The following is a 22,686-nucleotide window of genomic DNA, read 5'->3' on the forward strand; positions in this document are numbered from 1 at the left end:
CACCACTTCAATAAATAGGCTGACCATGAAAACCATTTCCCAAACCTTAATCATCGCGCTGTGCGCCCTTTCCTCCCTCTCCGTCTCCGCACACGGCATGCACAAAAGCAAACCCTTGTCCTTTGAAGAATTGCCGAAAATCTGCCAGCAATACTTTACCCGTGCGGATGCGTGTTACCAAAAAGCAGGCGATAAAGCATCGTTCCAACGCGACAACACAAAATACCTGCGCCAAATCCTGCCCGCCGCCGACGTAGGCCAACGTGAACGTATGTGCCAAATTGCCATGGATACATTCGCTGAAAAAACAAAAGGCTTAAATTGCGAATAAAGACCTCTGTCTTAGCTCTAGCATTTTTTGATCTCATAAAAAGGCCGTCTGAAACATTGGATTGTTTCAGACGGCCTGATTACAAGGTTCTTACCTATTAAGAAGAAACCACGAAATCCACTGTATGCGCTTCACTGTAATCAGGAATTTCTAACTTTTCTATCATACGGTGCAACACATCATTCGGCACAGAATGTTCGCGGTTATGGTTTTGCGATAGTAATTGCGTGTAAGGCACTTCCAAATAAATGAGATGCACGCGTGCGCCGTAATCGGCAAACATCGGCAGCCATTTGCTGCGCAGGTCGCGGTTAAGATTGGTCGCATTGAAGACAAATGATGTACGGGCACGCAGGTATTCTTTTGCCTGCTCTTTACCCAAACGCACTGCTTCGGCGGTATGTTTGGAATCTGCGGGATCAAGTTTGCGCTCACGGCGAATTTCATCCAGCGACAGCATGGGTAAATGGGCAAGATGTTGCCTGATGTAACTGTCTTTGCCGCTACCTGCTATGGCGCACATGGCGTATACATCAAAGGTCCGATCATCAAATGGCTGATAATCCGGCATTTCGCTACGACCGTTAAGATAGAGATAGCGTCCGTAGTCGCTAGCGAACGTACGTGCCTTGCCCCAACAGGCATTTTCTTCACAGAGTTCACGAAACAAATCAATGCGCAGCAAAATATCCTGTTGGTCGCAACATATACGGCCTAAAACATCGGCTTTAGCAAGCATGGCAAGATGTGCAGTGTTAACCTGCAAACTGGCCGCTATGACGGCTCGCTCAGGATTAGGCTTGTTAATTGCCCATAAAGGCAGCCCGTGCAAACGCACAAGTTTGGCGATGGCTTCTCTTACGGCAAACGGCGCGGCAAGTTCGGTATACAGCAAAGTACGGGCGGTATGTTCGCCTTTTTTTGCGTGATGCGGCGAAACGATACGCTCTTTGCCGTTTTCAATTTCACGCTTGGTCGTACTGCGTTTTTCTACGTCGTGCAACATAGCAGCGGCAAACAGAATATGCTGCTCCTGTTCATCAAGCACTTGAAACTCGGGCAGTTGCAGCAGGGCTTCACACACCATTTTGGTATGCGTAAATACATCGCCTTCGGCATGCCATTCAGGATCTTGGGGAACGTTTTTCATATCGGCAAACCAGCTGAAACGACGTTCTAAGGCTTGCCAATCAGGAAGTTGGCCGGGTATGTAATATGGGAATGTCCACATAATTTTCTTTCTTATTATTGGATAATTGGACTTCAGGCCGTCTGAAACTGCCAGCTTTGCCAATGGTATTTGTCGTAATCGATAAGACGGGCAGGCTTCCAAGTTTTCGTCCAATGAACATCGGTTTTAACGTGTTTGGCTCGTACCAATTTGAAAAGGTTGTCGAATTCATTGGATTGAATAGATAGGTTGCCGTTGTTGGTGGCAAAATCAGCGGCGTTACGGATAACGAAGCCTTCGCTGCACGCTTCGCCTGTTTTCGGGTCGTAGCCGCCGAGTTTGCCGGCAGTTTGTACGCTCTCCGTCCACGACTCTCCCAAATTAGCGGCCAGCCATTGCGCTAAAGCAATATCTTCATTGGCGTATTTTTGGGTAAAGTCGGCAAGAGGCTGCATAATGGGAATTTCTGGCACAGTCGGAAAATCAAACAGCTGCGCATAAAATTTAACCTCTTCCCATGAAAGCCAATGTCCGCCACGACGGACGGCGAATAGATAAAAATAGCTTTCCAATTGAGAATAGGCAATCGAATGAATACCGTACATATTCTCGCCAAAAAGTTCGAGATCGCCCAAATCATCTTTGATTTGCTGCCATCGTTGCAGCAAAGGTTTATCCCACAGATGCTGGGTAGGTGCAGTATGACTACGGGCATAGAGGCCGTGTGCGGCAAAACAGTTGTTTTGCCCATCTAATTTTTCGGTTAAAACCAACTTCGGCAGCTCGGCAAAATATGAAAGAAAGCCGCGCGGCATAAAACGGTCGTCAGAGGTTGTGCCGAGGCTGATGGGCGCATGCAGGCTGCGGGCGTATTTTTGAGGTTCGTTAGTTGTCATAATATTTTTCCTTTTTATTCATTTTTTAATTTTCTTTTCAAATATTCCCAGCGACTGGTTACATTTTCCCCACCACATTTTCTTGTTTGGAAACCAATAGTTGGTCAACTTTTAGATTCTCGGTGTCGATGATTTCAAACTTATAACCGGCATAAACCAGGAAATCCGTGCGCTTCGGGATTTTGCGCAGGGAATACATCATAAAGCCGGCGATGGTTTCGTAGTTTTCCGAATCGGGAAACTCTTCGATATCCAACGCACGCATGACATCGGCGAGCGGGGTCGCGCCGTCCACCAGCCAGGTGTCTTCGGTGCGGCGGATGATTTGCGGCTCTTCTTCGGTATTGACCAGCTCGCCCATGACGATGCTCATCACGTCTTTCAGCGTTACCACGCCGACCACCAGCGCGTATTCGTTCACTACGACGGCAAAGTCTTCGCCGGAAGTTTTGAAGGTTTCCAAGACATCGTAAAGCGACAGCGTGTCGGGAATGAACAAGACTTTGCGCAACACGCGTTTGTCGGTCAGGCGGACGTCTTTTTCTTTTAAAAACAGGGTCAATAGAGTGTGCGATTCGATGTAGCCGATGACGCGTTCCAAATCGCCATCGCATACGAGAAATTTGTTGTGTGGTTTATCCGACATCATTTCCAACACGGTATCGCTGTCATCGTTTTTATCAAAATAGACAATGTATTCGCGCGTACTCATGGTGGAAGTTACCTTGCGCTCTTGCATATCGAAAATGTTTTCAATCAGATAGTGTTCTTGTTCTTTCAACACACCAGCCTGCGCACCGGCATCGACGACGGCGTAAATGTCTTCCGAGGTCAGTTGCTCCTGACGAACGGTGGAAATTTTGAAGAGCTTGAATATTGCGTTTGCCAATCCGTCAAAAATCAAAATAAACGGCTTTAAGATAAAAATTAAAAACATCATCGGCCGCACAATGCGTACCGCCACCGCTTCAGGGTGAGTCATCGCCACGCGCTTGGGCATCAGGTCGGCAATCAGGATAAAGCTGCCTGTTACCAACGTAAATGTCAGCAGCGACGCAGCCGTACTGCCCCAACTGCCAGCGTTTGCCAACAAGCCGTCAAAATAGGGGCGCACCGCCGCCTCGCCGACAATACCGGCAAGAATGGCGACGGCGTTCAAACCGATTTGGACGACGGTAATAAAACTACCCGGCTGCTGCTGCATATTGAGCACATCCAGCGCGCGTGTATCGCCGCCGTCTTTTGCCATGACCTGCAATTTAATTTTGCGTGCCGAAGCTAGCGCAAGCTCGGAACAGGACACAAACGCGCTAATGACAATCAGCAGGCACAATAATAGTAAGGCTTCGAGAATATTCATAAAAAATTATGTGTGGTATAGGTTAGAAACATTCAGACATCAAAGGCCGTCTGAAAAATTTAATTTATTCTGTGATTAATATTATGTGTATTTATCGCTTCAACCATCTAAAGCATCTTCATCCAAGGATTTCAGCCACTTCAGCTTTTCACCAATTTTGATTTCCAATCCGCGCGGGACGGGTTGGTAGAAGTCGGGTTCGTCCAAGCCGTCGGGCATATAGCTTTCGCCGGCGGCGTAGGCGTTTGGTTCGTCGTGGGCATAGCGGTATTCTTTGCCATAACCCAATTCTTTCATCAACTTGGTCGGTGCATTGCGCAGGTGGACGGGCACTTCGTCGCTGGCGTTTTCTTTGACGAAACGGCGCATTTGGTTGTATGCCTTATAACCTGCGTTTGATTTGGCGGCGGCGGCAAGGTACAACACAGCTTGAGCCAAAGCAAGCTCCCCTTCCGGCGAGCCTAAGCGTTCATAAGTCGCGGCGGCATCATTGGCAATCGTTAAGGCACGCGGATCAGCCAAGCCGATGTCTTCCCATGCCATGCGGACAATGCGGCGGGCGAGATAGCGCGGGTCGGTGCCGCCGTCGAGCATACGGCAAAACCAATACAATGCCGCATTGGGATGCGAACCGCGTACGGATTTGTGCAATGCGGAAATTTGATTGTAGAAACTCTCGCCACCCTTATCGAAACGGCGGATTTGCGCTCCCAAACTATCGGCGAGAAATTCAGCGGTTAAGGTTTTCAGACGGCGTGTATCGGCAGCGCGTAAAAGCTGCTCAATCAAGTTCAACAATCTGCGCGCATCGCCATCCGCGGTATTCACAAGCAATTCTTGCGCATCCGCTTCAATCGTAAAGTCTTGGTATTCGGGCAAAGCCAATACTTTGGCAATCAGTTTTTTTAGGTCGTCTGAAGACAAGGACTGCAAAACATACACCTGCGCGCGGCTCAATAGCGCGGGATTGACTTCGAACGACGGATTTTCCGTCGTCGCGCCGATAAAGGTTAATAAGCCGCTTTCGACATAAGGCAAAAATGCGTCCTGTTGCGCTTTGTTGAAGCGGTGTACCTCGTCAACAAACAAAATCGTTGCTCGCCCTTGTTGCAGGGCAATTTCAGCCTTTTCAATAGCCTCGCGTATGTCTTTCACGCCTGAAAATACGGCGGAAACAGGCAGAAACTGCGCATTGAAACTCTGCGCCAAAATCCGTGCCAGCGTGGTTTTGCCTACGCCCGGCGGCCCCCACAGCAACATAGAATGCGGCTTTCCGCCTTCCACCGCCACGCGCAAAGGTTTGCCCTCACCGATTAAGTGTTGCTGCCCAATGACATCGTCTAAAGAATGCGGACGCAGGCGTTCGGCTAAAGGGGCTTCGGGTTGGCGTGCAAAAAGGTCGGACATAGCGGCTTTCGTGCTGATTGATTGAAAAGAAAACTCGCTAGCATTATACGGTAGTTTCGCAAACACACATATCGGGCCGCATTACGGTATAATACATGCTATTTTGAGAATTCTTCGGACGTTTCAGACGGCCTTGTTTACAGGAAACATCATGACTTCAAAAGCTCTTTTGGCAGCTGTTACATCAGCTTTCTTATTGGGTGCATGCGCTACCGGCGGCGACTCTTTCGGCGGTTTGGGCAGCGGTACGGGTATCGGCAGCAGCGTAGTGAAAATGGCGGTAGACAGCCAATGCCGTACCGAATTAAACAAACGTAACGAATGGCGCGTCATCGCTTTGGCCATGAGCGCGGAAAAACAAGCCGAATGGGAAAATAAAATCTGCGGCTGCGCCAGCGAAGAAGCGCCAAACCAATTGACTGCAACCGAAATGATGCAGGTATTGAGTCCGGCAACCCGCGAACAGGCCATTGCTTCCGTTACCGCAAAAACGGTTACCGCCTGCTTCAAACGACTCTACAAATAATCGTTCAGACGGCCTTTTTTCACATCAAGGCCGTCTGAATTCGTTTTGACTTTCTATTTGAATTTTAAATACATAGAGAAGAAACCATGAAATACATCAGCACCCGCGGTGCGACCGCACGCAAGCAATTTAGCGAAGTTTTATTGATGGGTTTAGCTCCTGACGGCGGTTTGATGCTGCCTGAGCAATACCCTCAAATCGACCGTGCTACTTTAGACCAATGGCGCACACTCAGCTACCCCGAGCTGGCGTTTGAAGTCATGAGCCTGTTTGCCACCGACATCCCTGCTGATGATTTACGCGACATCATCAACCGCACCTACACCGAAGAAGTATTCGGTACCAAAGCCATTACTCCGGTGCGTACACTTTCAGACGGCATCAAAATCCAAGCCCTCTCCAACGGCCCGACTTTGGCATTCAAAGACATGGCCATGCAATTCTTGGGCAATGCGTTTGAATATGTATTGAACAAAGAAGGCAAAGAACTCAATATCTTAGGCGCCACCAGCGGCGATACCGGCTCTGCCGCCGAATATGCCCTGCACGGTAAAAAAGGTGTCAACGTCTTCATGCTTTCTCCGGAAGGCAAAATGAGCGCATTCCAACGCGCGCAAATGTTCAGCCTACAAGATGCCAATATTCATAATATCGCCGTTGAAGGCATGTTTGACGACTGTCAAGACATCGTCAAAGCCGTACAAAACGATGCCGAATTCAAAGCCAAATACCACATCGGCACAGTCAACTCCATCAACTGGGGCCGCATCGTCGCCCAAGTCGTGTACTACTTCGCCGGTTATTTCAACGCCACATCAAGCAATGACGAAAAAGTCAGCTTCTGCGTACCAAGCGGCAACTTCGGCAATGTCTGCGCCGGCCATATCGCCCGTCAAATGGGTCTGCCTATCCACCGCTTGATTGTCGCCACCAACGAAAACGACGTATTGGACGAATTTTTCAAAACCGGCGCATATCGCCCACGCAACAGCGAACACACCCACGTCACTTCCAGCCCGTCTATGGATATTTCCAAAGCCTCCAACTTCGAGCGTTTTGTGTTTGACCTGATGGACCGCGATGCGGACGAAATCCAAACCTTATGGGCGGAAGTAGCCTCCGGCAAAGGCTTCAATTTGGAATTTGCCTTAAACAAAGTACATCAACAATATGGCTTTGTTTCCGGTAAATCGACCCATGCCAACCGCCTTGCCACCATCAAACAGGTTTACGAGCAAGATCATGAATTGATTGATCCGCATACAGCCGATGGCGTCAAAGTTGCCCGTGAAGTCCGCGAAGCCGGCGAAACCATCGTCTGCCTCGAAACCGCACTGGCCGCCAAATTTGAAGCCACCATCCATGAAGCGGTCGGCGAAGTTTCCATCCCCCGCCCTGCCGCATTGGAAGGCTTGGAAAATCTGCCGCAACGGGTCCGTGTTGTCCCTAATAATGCGACGGCAGTAAAAGACATCATTAAGGAAGCTCTGGCTTAACCGGCCGTCCTTGACGACTGATGAGGCCGTCTGAAACTTTTTCAGACGGCCGCAACCGATATTTAAGAAGTGGGCAACATTATTGCCAAACCCACCAAACCACAGTCGTTCCCAATATAAAATCAAGGCGTTAAAACAATACCGACTCCTTTTGACTTTCAATTGCAAACATTGTAATGACAGATATTTTCGTTTAGAATTGCATGTTTGCTCTAAATTTGGATTGATATGCAGACAACACAAGCCACATCCAACTGGGAGTTATACAAGCGCTTGCTTGGATATTTGAAAAGCTATTGGAAGATGTTTATCGTCTCCGTAGTGGCCATGCTGATTGTCGCCGGTACGATGCCGGCTTTCGGTTACTTGCTCAAACCTTTGATCAATGAAGGTTTTGTCGATAAAAACATGAAAAGCATGTCATGGTTGCCGCTGGCAATTGTGGCGCTGTTTTTCGTTCGCGGCCTGTTTAACTTCATCAACGAATATTGCACGACGTATCTGTCCAGCCACTTGGTGCAGCGCTTGCGCGGTGAAATGTTCAACAAAATGATGCACCTGCCGACTTCGTATTTCAGCAGCAATACCGGTGGCCGTTTGATGTCTCGTATCTTGAACGACGTCAATCAAATTACCGATGCAGGGTTCAACGTCATTACCGTGATTGCCAAAGACGGCGTGAGCGTAGTCGGCCTGTTGGGCTTGCTGACTTATCTGAACTGGCGTTTGACCCTGATTACTTTTATCATCTTGCCGGTTGTTGCTGTATGTATCCAAACAGTCAGCAAACGCCTGCGCAAACTGTCTGCCAACAACCAAATTTATCTTGGCCAGCTGATGCAGGTCTTGGGCGAAAGCATTAATGGTGAACGCGTTGTAAAAATCTACGGCGGCCAAGATTATGAAAACCGCCGCCTCGACCGTATTGCCAATGATGTTCGCCGCAACCTGCTCAAACAGGTTTCCGCCAGCTCTGCCGGTACCGGCATTACGCAATTGATGGCTTCGGTTGCACTGGCTGCGATTATTTACGCAGCCGCCCGCCAAGCAGGGCTTTCAGGATTTAGTGCAGGCGATTTTATGTCGTTTTTGTCCAGCATGATCATGATGTTTGACCCCATCAAACGCATGACCGGCGTGATGCAGTCCCTGCAACGCGGTTTGGCGGCGGCTGAAAGTGTCTTCACCTTTTTGGATCAACCCGAAGAAAGCAACGAAGGCAAACAAATCCTCAGCCCAAACCCTGGCGATATCGAATTTTGCGATGTTGTACACCGCTATCCCGAAGCCGAACGCAACAGCTTGAACCACATCAACCTGCTTGTGCCGCAAGGCAAAGTGACTGCATTGGTCGGCGCATCGGGTTGCGGCAAAACCACCTTGGCCAATATGTTGCCGCGCTTCCTCAATCCCAATGAGGGCGAGATCTTGATCGGCGGCATCAACATCAATGAATATACGCTCGAAAGCTTGCGCAGCCGCATGGCATTCGTCAGCCAAAACGTTGTCCTGTTTAATGGTACGATTGCTGAAAACATTGCCTATGCACAAGCTGACAAATTTAGCGAAGAAGAAATTATCAATGCCGCAAAAGCAGCCAATGCTTGGGAATTTATCCAAAAAATGCCGCAAGGCCTGCACACTGAAGTCGGCGAAAACGGTTTAAAACTGTCCGGCGGCCAACGTCAACGCCTCGCCATCGCGCGTGCGCTTTTGAAAAACGCGCCGATTTTAATTTTGGACGAAGCCACCAGCGCATTGGATAATGAATCCGAACGTTTGGTACAAACCGCATTGGAAAACCTGATGCAAAACCGTACCACTTTGGTGATTGCCCACCGACTTTCTACCATCGAAAAAGCCGACAACATCGTTGTTATGCATGAAGGCAATGTCGTCGAACAAGGCACACACCAAGAATTAATCAGCGCAGGCGGACGCTATGCCGACCTGCACAGCCTCAGCGAAAAATCAGCCGTACCGGCGAGCAAGTAGCTGAAGCCGTATTCCACTCTTTTTATTAACCTCGGCCGCCCCGACTTATCCTATTCAGACGGCCTTATCCGACAGGAAATATCAATGGCAGCATTCAATACCCAGAAAGTCTTGTCCGTACACCACTGGACCGACGCTTACTTCACTTTTACCTGCACCCGTGACGAATCTTTGCGCTTTGAAAACGGCCAGTTCGTCATGGTCGGCCTGATGGTTGACGGCAAACCGCTGATGCGCGCATACAGCGTGGCTTCCGCCAACTGGGAAGAGCATCTGGAATTTTTCAGCATTAAAGTACAAGACGGCCCATTGACCAGCCGCCTGCAACACCTTAAAGTCGGCGATGATGTCCTCATCAGTAAAAAACCGACCGGTACACTGGTTGCCGGCGACCTGAATCCGGGCAAACACCTCTACCTCTTGAGCACCGGTACCGGCATCGCCCCTTTCTTGAGCATTACCAAAGACCCTGAAATTTACGAGCAATTCGAAAAAATCATCTTGGTTCACGGCGTACGCTACAAAAAAGACTTGGCATACTACGACCGCTTTACCAAAGAATTGCCCGAACACGAATACTTGGGCGATTTGGTTAAAGAAAAATTGATTTACTACCCGATTGTTTCACGCGAAGACTATGTACACCACGGCCGTCTGACCGATTTGATGCGCAGCGGCAAACTCTTTGAAGACATCGGCCTGCCTAAAATCAATCCGCAAGACGACCGCGCCATGTTGTGCGGCAGCCCTGCCATGTTGAAAGACACCTGCAACGTCTTGGACGGATTCGGCCTGACCGTTTCTCCGAAAACCGGTGTCCGCGGTGACTACCTGATTGAGCGCGCATTCGTCGATCAATAACGTATCCCCGGCAACAGGCCGTCTGAAACCCTTCTTTCAGACGGCCTAAAACCTTAATAATTTATCCCACATTATGCCTACTCTACTCATTATCCGTCCGTCCAACCGTCCGCAACAAGATATCCAAACCTGCCATGCAGCCGGTTGGCAGGCTCAAGTATTGAGTCCGATCGAAATAGAGGCAGACCGTTCGGCACTAAACAAACTTCCCGAACAATTTAAGCAAGCCGATGTCGTGTTTTGGGTCAGCCCCACCGCTATTGAAACCGCAGCGCCGCACTTGAACTTTTCAGACGGCCCCAGAGCACACATTACTGTCGGCCAAACCAGCCAACATACTTTGGCACAATTCTCCCCCTATCCCGTATTCTCTCCCGAAGACGGCAACGACAGCGAAGCCGTCTTGAGAATGCCTATTTGGAAAAACCTGCCACCCAATGCCCGAGTTTTAATCATTCGAGGTCATGGCGGCCGTGATTTTCTAGCAGACAAACTGACCGAATTGGGTTTCCAAATCGACATCGCCGAAATCTATTTCAGACGGCCACACGCCATCGATTGGCAAAACTTTAAAACCGAAGACATCGCCGCCGCCTACGTCACATCCGGCGAACTCGCGCGCGAATTTTTCCATCAGATTCCGCCGCAATTTTCCCGATTCTTCGAATCCTTGCTATACTTTACCCACCATCCACGTATTGCCGATGCGCTTCGCATCGTCGGTGCCAAACATGTAGAAACCGTCACTTCTCTATCCGCTGCACTTTCATCCATGCCACAAAGGAGCCAAGCAGTGAACCAAGTCGAAGACAATAAAGATACCCGACAAGTTGCCAATACGGCAGCACCGGCGCCTGAACGTTCTGAAAACACCAGGCCATCTGAACCAATCAAACCTACCCAACCTCAGCAAGTGGAGGCGAGCATGCCCGAGTCCAACAATCTCCCACAAAACAACGCCCCTGTCATCATCAAACAATCCGGCGGCAAAGCCTTGGCCGCAGGTGCAACCGTCTTGGCACTGCTTGGCTTGGGCGCGAGCGGATTCCTGTTTGTACAGGGTCAAAATGTTTTAAAAAACCAAGAGCTCGAATTCAATCAAAAAATCGACAAAGCTGCGTTGGACGAGTCTGAAAACGCCAGCCTTTTAAAAGACAACCTCAACCGCCAAACCGCTATTCAGGCCGAGTTAGACCGCTTGAACAACGGTCAAAAAAGCAATAGCGATCAAATTCTGCAAACGCAAAAAGCTTATCAAGAGCTGCTCAAAGGCCGTGTCAACTGGCTGGTTGATGAAGCCGAATCCATGTTGAACACGGCTTCGCAACAATTGATGCTGTCAGGCAACCTCCAAGGCGCGGTCAGCGTATTGGAACACATCGACAGCCGCCTGAGCCGTTTTGACCAGCCCGAGCTTATCCCCGTCAAACAAGCCATCAGCAATGATTTGGCCGCGCTGAAAAACCGTCCTTATGTCGATATTTCCGCTACCGCCTTGCGTATCGACCGTTTGGAAACCGCCATTTCCGGCCTGCCTTTGGTCTTGGACGGCGTATTGAAACCGGGTGCCGCACCTGTCGAAACCGCCCATTCAGGAACTTGGTGGGAAAACACATGGGAAAAATCCCTCAATGCCCTCAAAGGTTTGGTTGAAGTCCGTCATCTGGACAGCAACGACGCCATGTTGATTTCGCCCGAACAAACCTACTTCATCCGCGAAAACCTGCGCCTTCGCCTTTTGGATGCGCGCATTGCCCTGTTGCAACACAACGGCGAAGTGTATCAAAGCGATTTGAACAATGTTGAAGCGACCGTAAAACAATACTTCGACAGCAAATCCCCTGCTACCCAGTCATGGCTGAAAGAGTTGGCCGAACTCAAAGCCCTTGATGTCCGCATGATTTCAGACGACAGCCTGAAAGCCAGCTTGAGCGCCGTTCGCGCTTATCAAGAAGGTTCGCGTACACAAATGACAGCCGAAGAGGCCGCACCAACCCAAGCTGCCGAGAAAACCGCTTCCGCTCCGGCGGCAGCTACCGAGCAAGCCACAACTGCCGCACCGGCTGCCGCTTCTGCCCCTCAATCTCTGGAAGCACCTGCCTTGCCGTCTGAAAACAAAAAAGAACCGGCTGCCGAAGCTGCCAAACCACAAAACCAAACCAAGCCTGCTGCCAAAATTAAAGGAGAGCAAGCATGAAAACCGTCGTTTGGATTGTCATTCTGTTTGCCGCCGCCGTCGGTTTAGCGTTGGCTTCCGGCATTTATACAGGCAACGTGTACGTCGTAGTTGAGCAAACCATGCTGCGCATCAATCTGCATGCCTTTGTTTTAGGCCTGCTGTTGAGCGTATTCGTCTTGTATTTCCTGATTAAATTCGTGTTCGGCCTCTTGAACCTTCCGGCACGTATGCAACGATTCGGCATTGCCCGCAAAGGCCGTCAGGCTTCTGCCTCTTTGAACAGTGCAGGTTTGGCATATTTTGAAGGCCGTTTTGAAAAAGCCGAACAAGAAGCCGCCAAAGTCTTGCAAAACAAAGAAGCCGGCGACAACCGCACCCTGGCTTTGATGTTGGGCGCGCACGCGGCCGACCAAATGGAAAACTTTGAACTGCGCGACCGCTACCTGCACGAAATCGAACACCTTCCGCAAAAACAACAGCTTTCCCGTCATCTTTTGCTGGCAGAATCCGCACTGGGCCGCCGCGATTATCCGACTGCCGCACAAAACCTTGAAGCCGCAGCAAAAATCAACGGCAACTTGAGCCGCTTGGTGCGCCTGCAATTGCGTTATGCCTTTGATCACGGCGATGCTTCAGATGTCTTGGCAAAAGCGGAAAAACTGGTCAAAGCCGGCGCCATCAACGATTACGAAGCAGAACAGTATCAAAACTGGGCATATCGCCGCCTCTTGAGCGAAGTAACCGATGCAGGCCGTCTGAAAGCCTGTTTGAAACAGATTCCCGAAAGTGTGAAATCTGGCGAATTGTGCGTCGCGATTGCCGAAAAATACGAGCGTTTGGGCTTGTATGCCGAAGCGGTCAAATGGGTAAAAACCCATTATCCGCAAAACCGCCAGCCCGAGCTTTTGGAAGCATTTGTCGAATCCGTTCGTTTCCTAAGCGAGCGCGACCAGCAAAAAGCCATCGATTTGGCAGATTCTTGGCTGCAGGAACAACCGAACAATGCGCTACTGTTGATGTATCTTGGCCAACTGGCTTACGGCCGCAAACTTTGGGGCAAAGCCCAAGGCTACCTCGAAGCCAGCATCGCCCTGCAACCCAGCGTATCTGCGCATTTGGTTTTGGCTCGTGTATTTGATGAAACCGATCAGCCTCAAAAAGCGCAAGAACAACGCAATCTGGTTTTGGAAAGCGTGGCTGAAGAAGAACATCCGTCAGCCCTTCCTCAACCCAATTGATGTGCTGATTTCGCATTAAGCGACAACATGAAATCTACAACTAAACCAACCATTTAATCATTTCAGACGGCCTGAATAAACAACTAAGGCCGTCTGAACTTTGTTCCAACACACCAAATCAGAAAGCCTATTTATCATGACTGCTCTGAAAAACGATACTTTCCTCCGCGCCCTGCTCAAACAGCCTGTCGAATACACGCCCATTTGGATGATGCGCCAAGCCGGACGCTATCTGCCTGAATACAAAGCCACGCGCGCGCGCGCAGGCAGCTTTCTCGATTTGTGCAAAAACACCGAGCTGGCAACCGAAGTTACCATCCAGCCTTTAGAACGTTTTGATCTGGACGCAGCAATCCTGTTTTCCGATATTCTGACCGTTCCCGACGCCATGGGTTTGGGTCTGTATTTTGCCGAAGGGGAAGGCCCGAAATTTGAACGTGCCTTGCAACACGAAGCCGACATCGCCAAACTGCAAGTTCCCGACATGGAAAAACTGCAATACGTCTTTGATGCCGTAACTTCCATCCGTAAAGCACTGGACGGCCGCGTGCCACTCATCGGCTTCTCCGGCAGCCCGTTCACACTCGCCTGCTACATGGTTGAAGGCGGCAGCAGCAAAGAATTCCGCACCATCAAAACCATGATGTATTCGCGTCCTGATTTGCTGCATAAAATCCTCGACACCAATGCCCAAGCCGTCACCGCTTATCTCAACGCCCAAATCGATGCCGGCGCACAAGCCGTACAAATTTTCGACACTTGGGGCGGCGTGTTGAGCGATGCAGCGTTTAAAGAATTCAGCCTCAAATACATCCGACAAATTGTTGCCGGACTCAAACGTGAAAGCGAAGGCCGCCGCGTGCCTGTTATCGTATTTGCCAAAGGCGGCGGCTTATGGCTGGAAAGCATGGCAGAAATCGGTGCAGACGCATTAGGCTTGGACTGGACCTGCAACATCGGCGAAGCCCGCCGCCGCGTCGGCAAACAAGTTGCCCTGCAAGGCAACTTCGACCCGTTTGCCCTCTTCGGCACACCGGAATCTATCCGCACCGAAGTCGCACGCATCCTTGCCGACTACGGCAACGGCAGCGGCCATGTATTCAATCTCGGCCACGGCATCAACCAACACGCCGACCCCGAACACGCCAAAATTCTGGTCGATACCGTACACGAATTGTCCCGTCAGTATCACCGTTAATGAAAGCAACGCAAAGGCCGTCTGAAAACAAAAACACAATTATCGTGTAAATTTGTTTTCAGACGGTTTTTCTATATACTTAATATTTGAAGCTTGTCGGCCCCAACCTTCAAATTTAAAAACTCAACCACTCCCCACCGAATATGAATTTCTTAAAAGACATTACCTGGACCGAGATTTTTATCTTCGCTCACACCTGCGCCGCACTCGCCTGCATGCTGCGCGTGTTGTACAAACAAAAAAACATCGGTTCAACCTTTGCTTGGCTGATTATCCTTTTCCTTTTCCCCGTATTCGGAACCATCGCCTACATCCTCATCGGCGAGCCGCGTCTCGGTACGGCCCGCGCCAAACGTACCGGTGAAATGAACCGTTTCTACCGCAACTTTGCCGCCACCCACCTTACCGATATGTATCTCGATATTGCCGACCAAGTGAAATCGCGTTACCACGGCATCAGTAAAGTTGCCGAAAAAGGAACGGGGCTGGGTGCAACCCAAGGCAACGCCATGAGCCTGCTCTCAACCACCGACACCATCATCGACAGTATGCTTGCCGACATACGCGCCGCAGCCCATTCCTGCCTGTTGGCCTTTTACATTATCGAACCCAAAGGCCGCATCGAAGAAATTCTAAATGAAATCCTTGCCGCCAAAGCCAGAGGCGTAGACTGCGCCATACTGGCCGATGCCGTCGGCAGCAGGAGCTTTCTTGAAAGCGATTGGGTAGAGAAACTGCGCCAAGCAGGCGTAGAAGTACATACCTCCTTGCCTGTCGGCATCTGGCGTACATTATTCACACGCACCGATCTGCGCAACCACCGTAAACTCCTCGTCATCGACAGCAAAATCGGTTACACCGGCAGCTTCAACCTCGTCGATCCGCGCTACTTCAAACAAAACTCAGGCGTCGGCGAATGGATAGATGCCATGATGCGTTGCACAGGGCCTATGGTACTGGAGCTGTCAGCCGTCTTCTTCGCCGACCTTGCCGTCGAAACCGATAAAAACCTCCAAAACGTACAAACATACCTCAACCAAGCAAAAAACCTGCTACCCCAAATCCTTCCCGAAAAAATGCAGCAAGGCAATATTGTTGCCCAAATCATTCCCTCCGCCCCCGAGCAAAGCAGCTTCGTCATCTACGAAACCATCATCAGCGCCATCTATGCCGCTACCAAACAAATCACAATTACCACCCCCTACTTCGTCCCTGACGAGCCGCTTCTGATGGCATTAACCGTCGCCGCCAAGCGCGGCGTCAAAGTAACCCTGATACTGCCTGCCAAAGTCGACTCACTGATGGTACGTTACGCCTCACGCGCCTACTACCCTATGCTGCTGGAGGCCGGCGTCAAAATCGCTATGTTTGAAGGTGGGCTTTTACATGCCAAAACCTTGACCATAGACGAAGACTACTCCCTCTTCGGTACGGTCAATATGGACATGCGCAGCTTCTTCCTCAACCTCGAAATCAGCCTCGCCATCTACGATCGCGACACCACCAAACAAATCTGCAACCTCCAACGTGACTACCTTAAAAACAGCAGCTACATTGCCATCAAATCATGGCAACAACGCTCCAAACTCCGCGGCCTCGTAGAAAATGCCGTCCGCCTGATGAGTCCTTTGCTGTAAAAAAGTAGTAAGGCCGTCTGAAAACACTGTTCAGACGGCCTTTTTATACAGAAACAGATTAACCAGCGATACCAACTCACAAAATCAAAGTCCGGTTTGTTTTCAAATCTATTTTAATTACTATAAATAATTTATCTTGTTTTTACAGCTCTGCTTTCTACCCAATTAGATTAATAGTATAGAATACGGATAATTTTTCATAATATTTAATATATTCAGATTGTTAACCTATTAAATTATCTCAGGAGCAATTATGTTTAAAATAAAATTCAAATTGTGGCTGCCAATGCTGTTGGCTGCAATTTTAGCTGCTTGTTCCCAGCAATCTCCTTCATCTGAAGCTCCTGCACCAGCAGATTCAGAAATAGCCAATCAAAGCGTAGAAACAGCAGAAAAACTAGGAACCAGCTGGGGAGATGAATTACAGTCTTCCGTTCATTCCGTAGATTTGCGCCGTGTCACGAAAAACCCTTTGGCAGAAGGCGTATTGAACTACTCAGCTAAAGATTATCGGGGTAAAAAAATCAACTCGATTTCTTTAGCAGCAGGCAAAGTGGAATTATCCGTGCAATCTGACAATGGCGACCTGTTTCCAATCTTCCGCGACGGTAGCAACTACTTTTTGCAAGGTAAAGACGGTCAGTCATACCGTTTGGTTTATAAGAACAATAGCAATAAAACTTTGGAAATTATAGCCAGCGTAGATGGTTTGGATGTCATCTCAGGCCAGGCTGCCAGCAGATACTCAGATGGCTATGTTCTGTACCCACATGATTCACTGGTAATCGAAGGTTTCCGTAAAAGTGATGATGCTGTAGCATCTTTTGTATTCAGCAACCCAGAAGACTCTTACGCTGCAAACTCGGATAAAGGCTCCATCAAAAATACAGGTGTAATTGGTACAGCGATTTTTGAACTATACGATCCGACGCAAAAAAATAGCGAACCTGACGCATTCCCAGCCGATAATGGATATGCCCAACCACCTTCCAAATAAACAAGCCTCACAAACTGCATAGTTAAGCTTGTTAAACTTAAAGGCCGTCTGAAAAACACTTTTCAGACGGCCTTTTAAAACACTTATGCACAATATTTATCATCGATAAATATTCAACTCATCCCTTTTCTTCAGTTTCAAAAAAGTAAGCCCCAACATATTTTCTCTCAAAATAGTTTTACAAAATTTAACCATAAATAAACCAATTGATATTTATAAAAATATCCAAACTACAAATCAAAATGAGACCAATATGTTCTTTTACATTTATTTGTAGTTTGATAATCATTATTAAAATAATTAGAATAAACGGTCAATTTTTTTATTCCTTGGGAAAAATCATGAATAAAACCTCTTTTCCTGTATTCCACCTTAGTCTCATTACACTCGCACTATCAACAGGCTTCGCTCATGCCGAAAATTTGCAACCCGCAGAAACTGCCGAGCTGAATGAAATTAAGGTCACCGGTACTGCCGTACCGACTCGTGTAACCCGCAACCAGCTCGACCGCGAAATTTCGACCGATTTAAAACAAGTCATGAAAGACCAAATCGGTATGGATGTCGGTGGCGGCAACGGCGTGGCGCAGTTTTACAGCATCCGCGGCGTTGGTGAAGACAAAATTAACCTAGAAGTCGACAACACCAGCCAATCCACAAAAATCTTCCACCACCAAAGCCGCTTCCAGCTTGATCCTGCTTTGGTGAAAAGCATCAACGTCGAAAAAGGTACGGGCGCGGCGAGCGCGGGTTTGGGTGCGGTCGGCGGTACCATCCGTGTAACAACGGTTGACGCAAAAGACCTGCTGACCGAAGGCAAACCTTTCGGTTTCAAACTGGGCGCAGGCTTGAGCAGCAATAAAGGCTCAACCGGCAGCGCAGCAGTTTACGGCTATCAAAACGGCTTCGATGCCCTGTTTGCAGGCAACTTCCTCAACAACCGTGACTACAAAGACGGCAACGGCAATGTCAACCTCGGCAGTCGTCTGAAACAGCACAGCTACCTCGCCAAACTCGGCTACGATTTCAACGACGACCACGGCATCCGCCTGACCTACCGTCAGGAATACCAAAAAGGCAACCGCACCGACAAAGCCGAGTTCCAAAACGTTGACAGCTACATCGGCGTGGACGGCACTTATCAAAAAGAGCAGACCTACAATCTGGAATACCGTGGCCGTAACGTCGGCTTTATCGACAAAATCGACGCCAACGTCTTCCAAATCAATACTGATGACACCAAACCGCCTAAAGGCGCTCCTTCTCCAAAAGCCCAAGCTTCCGGCACGGCGCAAGGCGGCGTTCCCATCGGTCAGCTTGAGCTAAGCAAAATCAAAGCGACCGGCGCGAATCTGAACCTCGCCAGCTCCTTCGGCGACGGACACATGGTGAAATACGGTGTCAACTACCGCCACGAAACCTCCGAGCCGTCCGACAAAGGCGCGTGGCTGAAGATTCTCGGTCTGTATGACCGCGACAAAGAGAAAAAAGCCGAATACGGAGTGTACGCGGAAGGCATCTGGAACCTGAACCCCGTTACCCTGACCACCGGCCTGCGTTACGACCATTTCAAATACAACGCCGCCAGCAAACAAAGCGCGTCGCACGGACAGCTGAACCCCAGCATCAGCGCGATTTGGGACATCAACGACAACTTCTCCCTCTTGGCAAACCTCAATCAGGCAAGCCGAGCACCCCGCCTGAACGAAGCCCTGTTGGCTAACGAACGCGCAGGTGCCGCCGCCGATTTGGACGGCAACCTCAAAGCTGAAACCGCCCGCCGCGCCGAACTCGGCTTCAAATGGCGCAACGACAACTTCAACGTCAGCGGCAGCGTGTTCCACCAACGCATTAAAGACCTCATCGTCTATCGTTGGGCAAAAATCAACAACAATACCGCCTCCATCACCGAACGCGGTAAGATTTACAACGGCGGCACGCTCAAAACCTACGGCTACGAACTTGACGCATCCTACCGCTGGGGCGGCCTGACCGCGCGCGCCGGCGTGTCCTACGTCAAACCCCGTCTGAACGGCGAAATGTACTACGGCGAAAGCCCGATTCAAGCGGAAGACCACGAAAGCTCGTTCACCTTCTGGAACACCGGCCGCCAATGGCTGACAGGCTTGTCTTATCAGTTTGAAAACCCCAAACTCGAAATCGGCTGGCGCGGCCGCTACGCCCAAAGCGTGAAATACACCGACGTCGCCCGCGGACAAGGCACGATACACGGCAAGAAATCAGGCTACGGCGTACACGACATATACGCCAACTGGCAGCCGCTGAAAAAAGACAACCTGAACGTCAACTTCGCCGTCAACAACATCGGCAACAAGCAATACCGTTCGCACAGCCAACGCTTCCCTGACGGCAACGGACGCATGCCCTTCTACGAACGCGGTCGCGAGTTTGCCTTGGGCGTGAACTATCGTTTCTAATGATACGAACGACCTTATAAAGAAATTAAAGGCCGTCTGAAATTCAATTTTCAGACGGCCTTTTATAATTTGTAGACAATTTGATTTTAAAGTATTTCCTCTCTCTTGCTAGTTACACAACGGATTATCCAGTTTTCAAATCGTCTCCATTGGACTTCTTTTCCGAATCGGTCATGATTTGATTCCTTCTGAAAACTGACTACCAATTCTTCCAATATAAATAAAATATTATATAGATCATCTCCAGTGCCGTCTGAAAATATCAGGCTGTATTTATGCCGTTGGAGATTGATTCTATTTGTGCGTTTAAAAAATACAATGCAAATATTAATTAGACTTTTGCTGTAAACCATTTGACAAAGTCATCTTTAAAGCTATAATATTTTTCATATATGATTTTTGTTATATATATTTATTTATAGACAATTCATTCTGAAACAAGGAGCAATAAAATGAAACGAAACTTGGGTACTTTGGATCGCGTAATCCGTATTGTTATCGGTGTAGCGCTGATTGCTGCAGCCGCTACCGGACAAATTGGCTGGTGGGGTTGGCTGGGCATCATCCCCCTGGGTACAGCACTGATTGGCAACTGCGCACTGTACAGCTTATTTGGCATCAACACCTGCCGCATCAACAAAAAATAACGAAGGCAAAACATGAGTACGGTCGGACAACTCCCGCGAATTACGCCTTCCGAAGCAATGGCAAAAATCCGTGAGGGCGCGTTGGTAGTCGATATCAGAAGCCAAGCCGAATATCGGGGCGGGCATATTGGCGTCGCATTATCCCTTCCGCCTGAACAGCAGCGAAACAGACTGCCCGATAATTCAGCCCCATGCCTGATTTTTTATTGTCTGAGCGGTAAACGTACAGCAGGGGCAGAAACAATATTGTCAGTGCTTGGCCAAGGTCGAGAATGCTATATTCTAGAAGGCGGCTTACAGGCATGGAAAGCTGCAGGGCTTTCAATTGTTGCCGACCGTGCCACACCGGATATCATGCGGCAGGTGCAAACCATAGCGGGCAGTTTGATTCTGTTGGGCGTGCTGGCAGGTTGGCTGGTATCGCCTTGGTTTTATCTGATAGACGTGATGGTCGGCGCAGGCCTATTAACGGCCGGACTAACCAGGTTCTGCGGCATGGCACGCCTACTAGCCAAAATGCCATGGAACCATTAAGTAAAGGCCGTCTGAAAGTTGCTGCTGAGGCCATTATGACTGATAATTCGACCTCCTCATTTGCCGAAAAGCGTGAAAAATGACCATTGCCGACAATCAACCACCCTACGAAGAAGCTACCGCTTTTCTCAAACTTCTGGCCAATCCCAATCGCCTCGCCGTATTGTGCAAACTACATGAAAGGCCGCACAATGTAACTGAGTTGGCTGAATCATCCGGACTGCCGCAAGCGGCAATGTCCAGCCAATTAGCCCTACTACGTGAAGCCGGTTTGGTATCGTTTGAAGTGAACCATCGGGAACGGCAATATTACATTGCGGATCCGAGGGTAACCGAGATGATACAGTTGCTGTATTCCTTTTTCTGTGCAGAAAAATCTTGAAATGTTATCGAAATAGGATAGCCAAAAAATCTATCCATTTATAATTTTAAAGGTCGTCTGAACCTTTTTCAGACGACCTTTATTGTATTTTTAGTCTTGCCATATAATCTCGTGTTTAGAACCATAAGTAATCTTCTTGATATTGTTTTCAAGAGCAATTTCTTTATCTAATGTTCCTGAGTATTCCGAACCTGCTAATTTTTGAAATAAAGTAACATTCAGCTCATCGTTGCGGCTAGTTGTTTTGATATCTGAAATACCCATTGCACTATTGCCTAATAAGCCTGTCAAATGCACCTGCCTATTCCCCTTAGCTTCATTGACAGCAACTTTGAAATTCCAAATATCTTCCAACTTAATTTCTTCATTAGAGAAAAAGCAGCCGGATAATATCAAGCCTGCAATACCCAGTATCATTGCCCTCATTTTCATAATAATTCCCTGATCGATTTAGTAACCTTAGGTTTGATTTTCAAAACTGACAGTTTCAGTATTTTCAGACGGCCTTTATTTCATACTGTTTCTGTATTTTCACTTAAAATCCACATGCGTGCGTACCGTACACACGCTACCGAAAGGTTTTATGCATGCTACCGCATTCTTTGTTTGACGCTACTGAAGTAATTAATTTACATTATATGACTTACTAATTACTCACCATCACATTCATATATATCTGAAGATTTCGGATATATAACTTCTAATAAATTATAAATCGACTCAACCTCATTAATATATGATATATCAGAATTATAATGTTTAATACTCTCTCTTCTGGCTGCATATAGGCTGTGATTTTTATCTTGAGTATCATTATATTTATCTTTGTACACTTCGTTATATTTTTCAATTAAGATACATGCCCCTTTTTTTACGCTGTCTTGATTAGATAAATATACGTCTGAAGTTACCTGCATAATGCCAGATGTTTTAATTCTACCAGTCCCAAAAAGTAATCTTTCCATAAACCTACATAATATATGTCTATTAAAGTCTTCATAAATTAAAATCGAATATATTAATGCTTTTTGTTTTTCAATAATGCTATTATCTATATCAGTCCCAATTGCTTCTTCAATAATAGAACCATATTTATGAGAAAAACGATCGTGCTTATGCTTTACATAATTTAATTTCCTATTATTATCTAAAGATGATATTGAAATATCTTTAATAACTTTATATATATAACCAATAATCGCAAACCACAATGCTGTTGTAATTTCTTGTTCCGTTGGCAAAGGGAAGTATCTTTTTTCAATAAAATTTTTATAAACAATGTATGAGATAAATATAGAAATAAAAGCTGTTAGAATATATTTTACCCAGTTTGTAATTTTTAATCTGCCTATGATTAAGATAAAAATAAATCTGATTAAGAAATAAAATATTG

Annotated in this window: 20 protein-coding genes and 1 pseudogene; 15 read left to right on the forward strand and 6 right to left on the reverse strand. The window is 48.1% G+C overall.

Features of this window, described 5'->3' with window-relative positions:
* Window positions 1-25 precede the first annotated feature (25 nt).
* A complete protein-coding gene (locus ACTHRY_RS04055; RefSeq protein WP_003746349.1) occupies window positions 26-331 on the forward strand; it encodes a hypothetical protein in 306 nt (101 codons plus the stop codon).
* 97 nt (window positions 332-428) lie between these two features.
* Here ACTHRY_RS04055 and ACTHRY_RS04060 read toward each other — a convergent pair whose 3' ends face one another.
* The 4 genes from ACTHRY_RS04060 to ACTHRY_RS04075 form a co-directional block, all read right to left on the reverse strand.
* A complete protein-coding gene (locus ACTHRY_RS04060) occupies window positions 429-1,562 on the reverse strand; it encodes an AAA family ATPase (RefSeq protein ID WP_440374064.1) in 1,134 nt (377 codons plus the stop codon).
* A gap of 32 nt (window positions 1,563-1,594) precedes the next feature.
* Window positions 1,595-2,398 carry an RNA ligase family protein gene (locus ACTHRY_RS04065; protein WP_065423761.1) on the reverse strand — a complete coding sequence of 268 codons (804 nt, stop codon included), beginning with the start codon at window positions 2,396-2,398 and terminating at the stop codon, window positions 1,595-1,597.
* A 58-nt stretch (window positions 2,399-2,456) separates the two neighbouring features.
* Entirely contained in the window at window positions 2,457-3,758 is a 1,302-nt protein-coding gene (locus ACTHRY_RS04070; protein WP_049322154.1) for a hemolysin family protein, read from the reverse strand.
* A gap of 99 nt (window positions 3,759-3,857) precedes the next feature.
* On the reverse strand, window positions 3,858-5,165 hold the full coding sequence (locus ACTHRY_RS04075) for a replication-associated recombination protein A (protein ID WP_049322153.1): 1,308 nt from the start codon (window positions 5,163-5,165) through the stop codon (window positions 3,858-3,860).
* Window positions 5,166-5,316: 151 nt separating this feature from the next.
* On the opposite strand from ACTHRY_RS04075, the gene ACTHRY_RS04080 reads away from it, so the two are divergent.
* From ACTHRY_RS04080 to ACTHRY_RS04145, 14 genes and pseudogenes are all read left to right on the forward strand, one after another.
* Window positions 5,317-5,691 (forward strand): hypothetical protein, encoded by a 375-nt coding sequence (locus ACTHRY_RS04080; RefSeq protein ID WP_003746335.1) that lies wholly within the window; start codon window positions 5,317-5,319, stop codon window positions 5,689-5,691.
* An 86-nt stretch (window positions 5,692-5,777) separates the two neighbouring features.
* On the forward strand, window positions 5,778-7,187 hold the full coding sequence (thrC, locus tag ACTHRY_RS04085; protein WP_049322152.1) for a threonine synthase: 1,410 nt from the start codon (window positions 5,778-5,780) through the stop codon (window positions 7,185-7,187).
* 228 nt (window positions 7,188-7,415) lie between these two features.
* Window positions 7,416-9,182 carry a lipid A export permease/ATP-binding protein MsbA gene (msbA, locus tag ACTHRY_RS04090; RefSeq protein WP_049322151.1) on the forward strand — a complete coding sequence of 589 codons (1,767 nt, stop codon included), beginning with the start codon at window positions 7,416-7,418 and terminating at the stop codon, window positions 9,180-9,182.
* Window positions 9,183-9,266: 84 nt separating this feature from the next.
* On the forward strand, window positions 9,267-10,043 hold the full coding sequence (locus ACTHRY_RS04095) for a ferredoxin--NADP reductase (RefSeq protein ID WP_036491181.1): 777 nt from the start codon (window positions 9,267-9,269) through the stop codon (window positions 10,041-10,043).
* 73 nt (window positions 10,044-10,116) lie between these two features.
* Window positions 10,117-10,752: pseudogene (locus tag ACTHRY_RS04100) on the forward strand (uroporphyrinogen-III synthase); the annotation flags it as partial.
* A gap of 216 nt (window positions 10,753-10,968) precedes the next feature.
* Window positions 10,969-12,240, forward strand: coding sequence for a uroporphyrinogen-III C-methyltransferase (locus ACTHRY_RS04105; RefSeq protein WP_234398635.1), 1,272 nt, complete (start codon window positions 10,969-10,971; stop codon window positions 12,238-12,240).
* The gene (locus ACTHRY_RS04110; RefSeq protein ID WP_049322149.1) at window positions 12,237-13,460 is read left to right on the forward strand and encodes a heme biosynthesis protein HemY; all 1,224 of its coding nucleotides are present in this window, start codon (window positions 12,237-12,239) and stop codon (window positions 13,458-13,460) included. The genes ACTHRY_RS04105 and ACTHRY_RS04110 overlap by 4 nt, the downstream gene beginning before the upstream one ends.
* Before the next feature lie 136 nt (window positions 13,461-13,596).
* Window positions 13,597-14,658: a uroporphyrinogen decarboxylase gene (gene hemE, locus ACTHRY_RS04115; RefSeq protein ID WP_049322148.1), complete on the forward strand. Its 1,062-nt coding sequence runs from the start codon at window positions 13,597-13,599 to the stop codon at window positions 14,656-14,658.
* Between the two features lie 143 nt (window positions 14,659-14,801).
* The gene (gene cls / locus ACTHRY_RS04120) at window positions 14,802-16,295 is read left to right on the forward strand and encodes a cardiolipin synthase (protein ID WP_049322147.1); all 1,494 of its coding nucleotides are present in this window, start codon (window positions 14,802-14,804) and stop codon (window positions 16,293-16,295) included.
* Window positions 16,296-16,548: 253 nt separating this feature from the next.
* The gene (locus tag ACTHRY_RS04125; RefSeq protein ID WP_049322145.1) at window positions 16,549-17,292 is read left to right on the forward strand and encodes a hypothetical protein; all 744 of its coding nucleotides are present in this window, start codon (window positions 16,549-16,551) and stop codon (window positions 17,290-17,292) included.
* 341 nt (window positions 17,293-17,633) lie between these two features.
* Window positions 17,634-19,730, forward strand: coding sequence for a TonB-dependent receptor domain-containing protein (locus tag ACTHRY_RS04130; RefSeq protein WP_049322144.1), 2,097 nt, complete (start codon window positions 17,634-17,636; stop codon window positions 19,728-19,730).
* A 452-nt stretch (window positions 19,731-20,182) separates the two neighbouring features.
* Window positions 20,183-20,377: a YgaP family membrane protein gene (locus ACTHRY_RS04135; protein WP_049322142.1), complete on the forward strand. Its 195-nt coding sequence runs from the start codon at window positions 20,183-20,185 to the stop codon at window positions 20,375-20,377.
* Between the two features lie 12 nt (window positions 20,378-20,389).
* Window positions 20,390-20,911 (forward strand): rhodanese family protein, encoded by a 522-nt coding sequence (locus ACTHRY_RS04140; RefSeq protein ID WP_049322141.1) that lies wholly within the window; start codon window positions 20,390-20,392, stop codon window positions 20,909-20,911.
* Between the two features lie 79 nt (window positions 20,912-20,990).
* On the forward strand, window positions 20,991-21,293 hold the full coding sequence (locus tag ACTHRY_RS04145) for an ArsR/SmtB family transcription factor (RefSeq protein WP_049322138.1): 303 nt from the start codon (window positions 20,991-20,993) through the stop codon (window positions 21,291-21,293).
* Window positions 21,294-21,383: 90 nt separating this feature from the next.
* Here the strand turns inward: ACTHRY_RS04145 and ACTHRY_RS04150 are convergent, their stop codons facing one another.
* On the reverse strand, window positions 21,384-21,725 hold the full coding sequence (locus ACTHRY_RS04150) for a hypothetical protein (protein WP_049322137.1): 342 nt from the start codon (window positions 21,723-21,725) through the stop codon (window positions 21,384-21,386).
* A 218-nt stretch (window positions 21,726-21,943) separates the two neighbouring features.
* A partial coding sequence (locus ACTHRY_RS04155; RefSeq protein ID WP_440374065.1) for a hypothetical protein occupies window positions 21,944-22,686 on the reverse strand: 743 nt, incomplete at its 5' end.

Origin of the sequence: Neisseria sp. P0004.S004 (genome assembly GCF_051963335.1) — a bacterium.
In the GTDB taxonomy this organism is placed as follows: Bacteria; Pseudomonadota; Gammaproteobacteria; order Burkholderiales; family Neisseriaceae; genus Neisseria.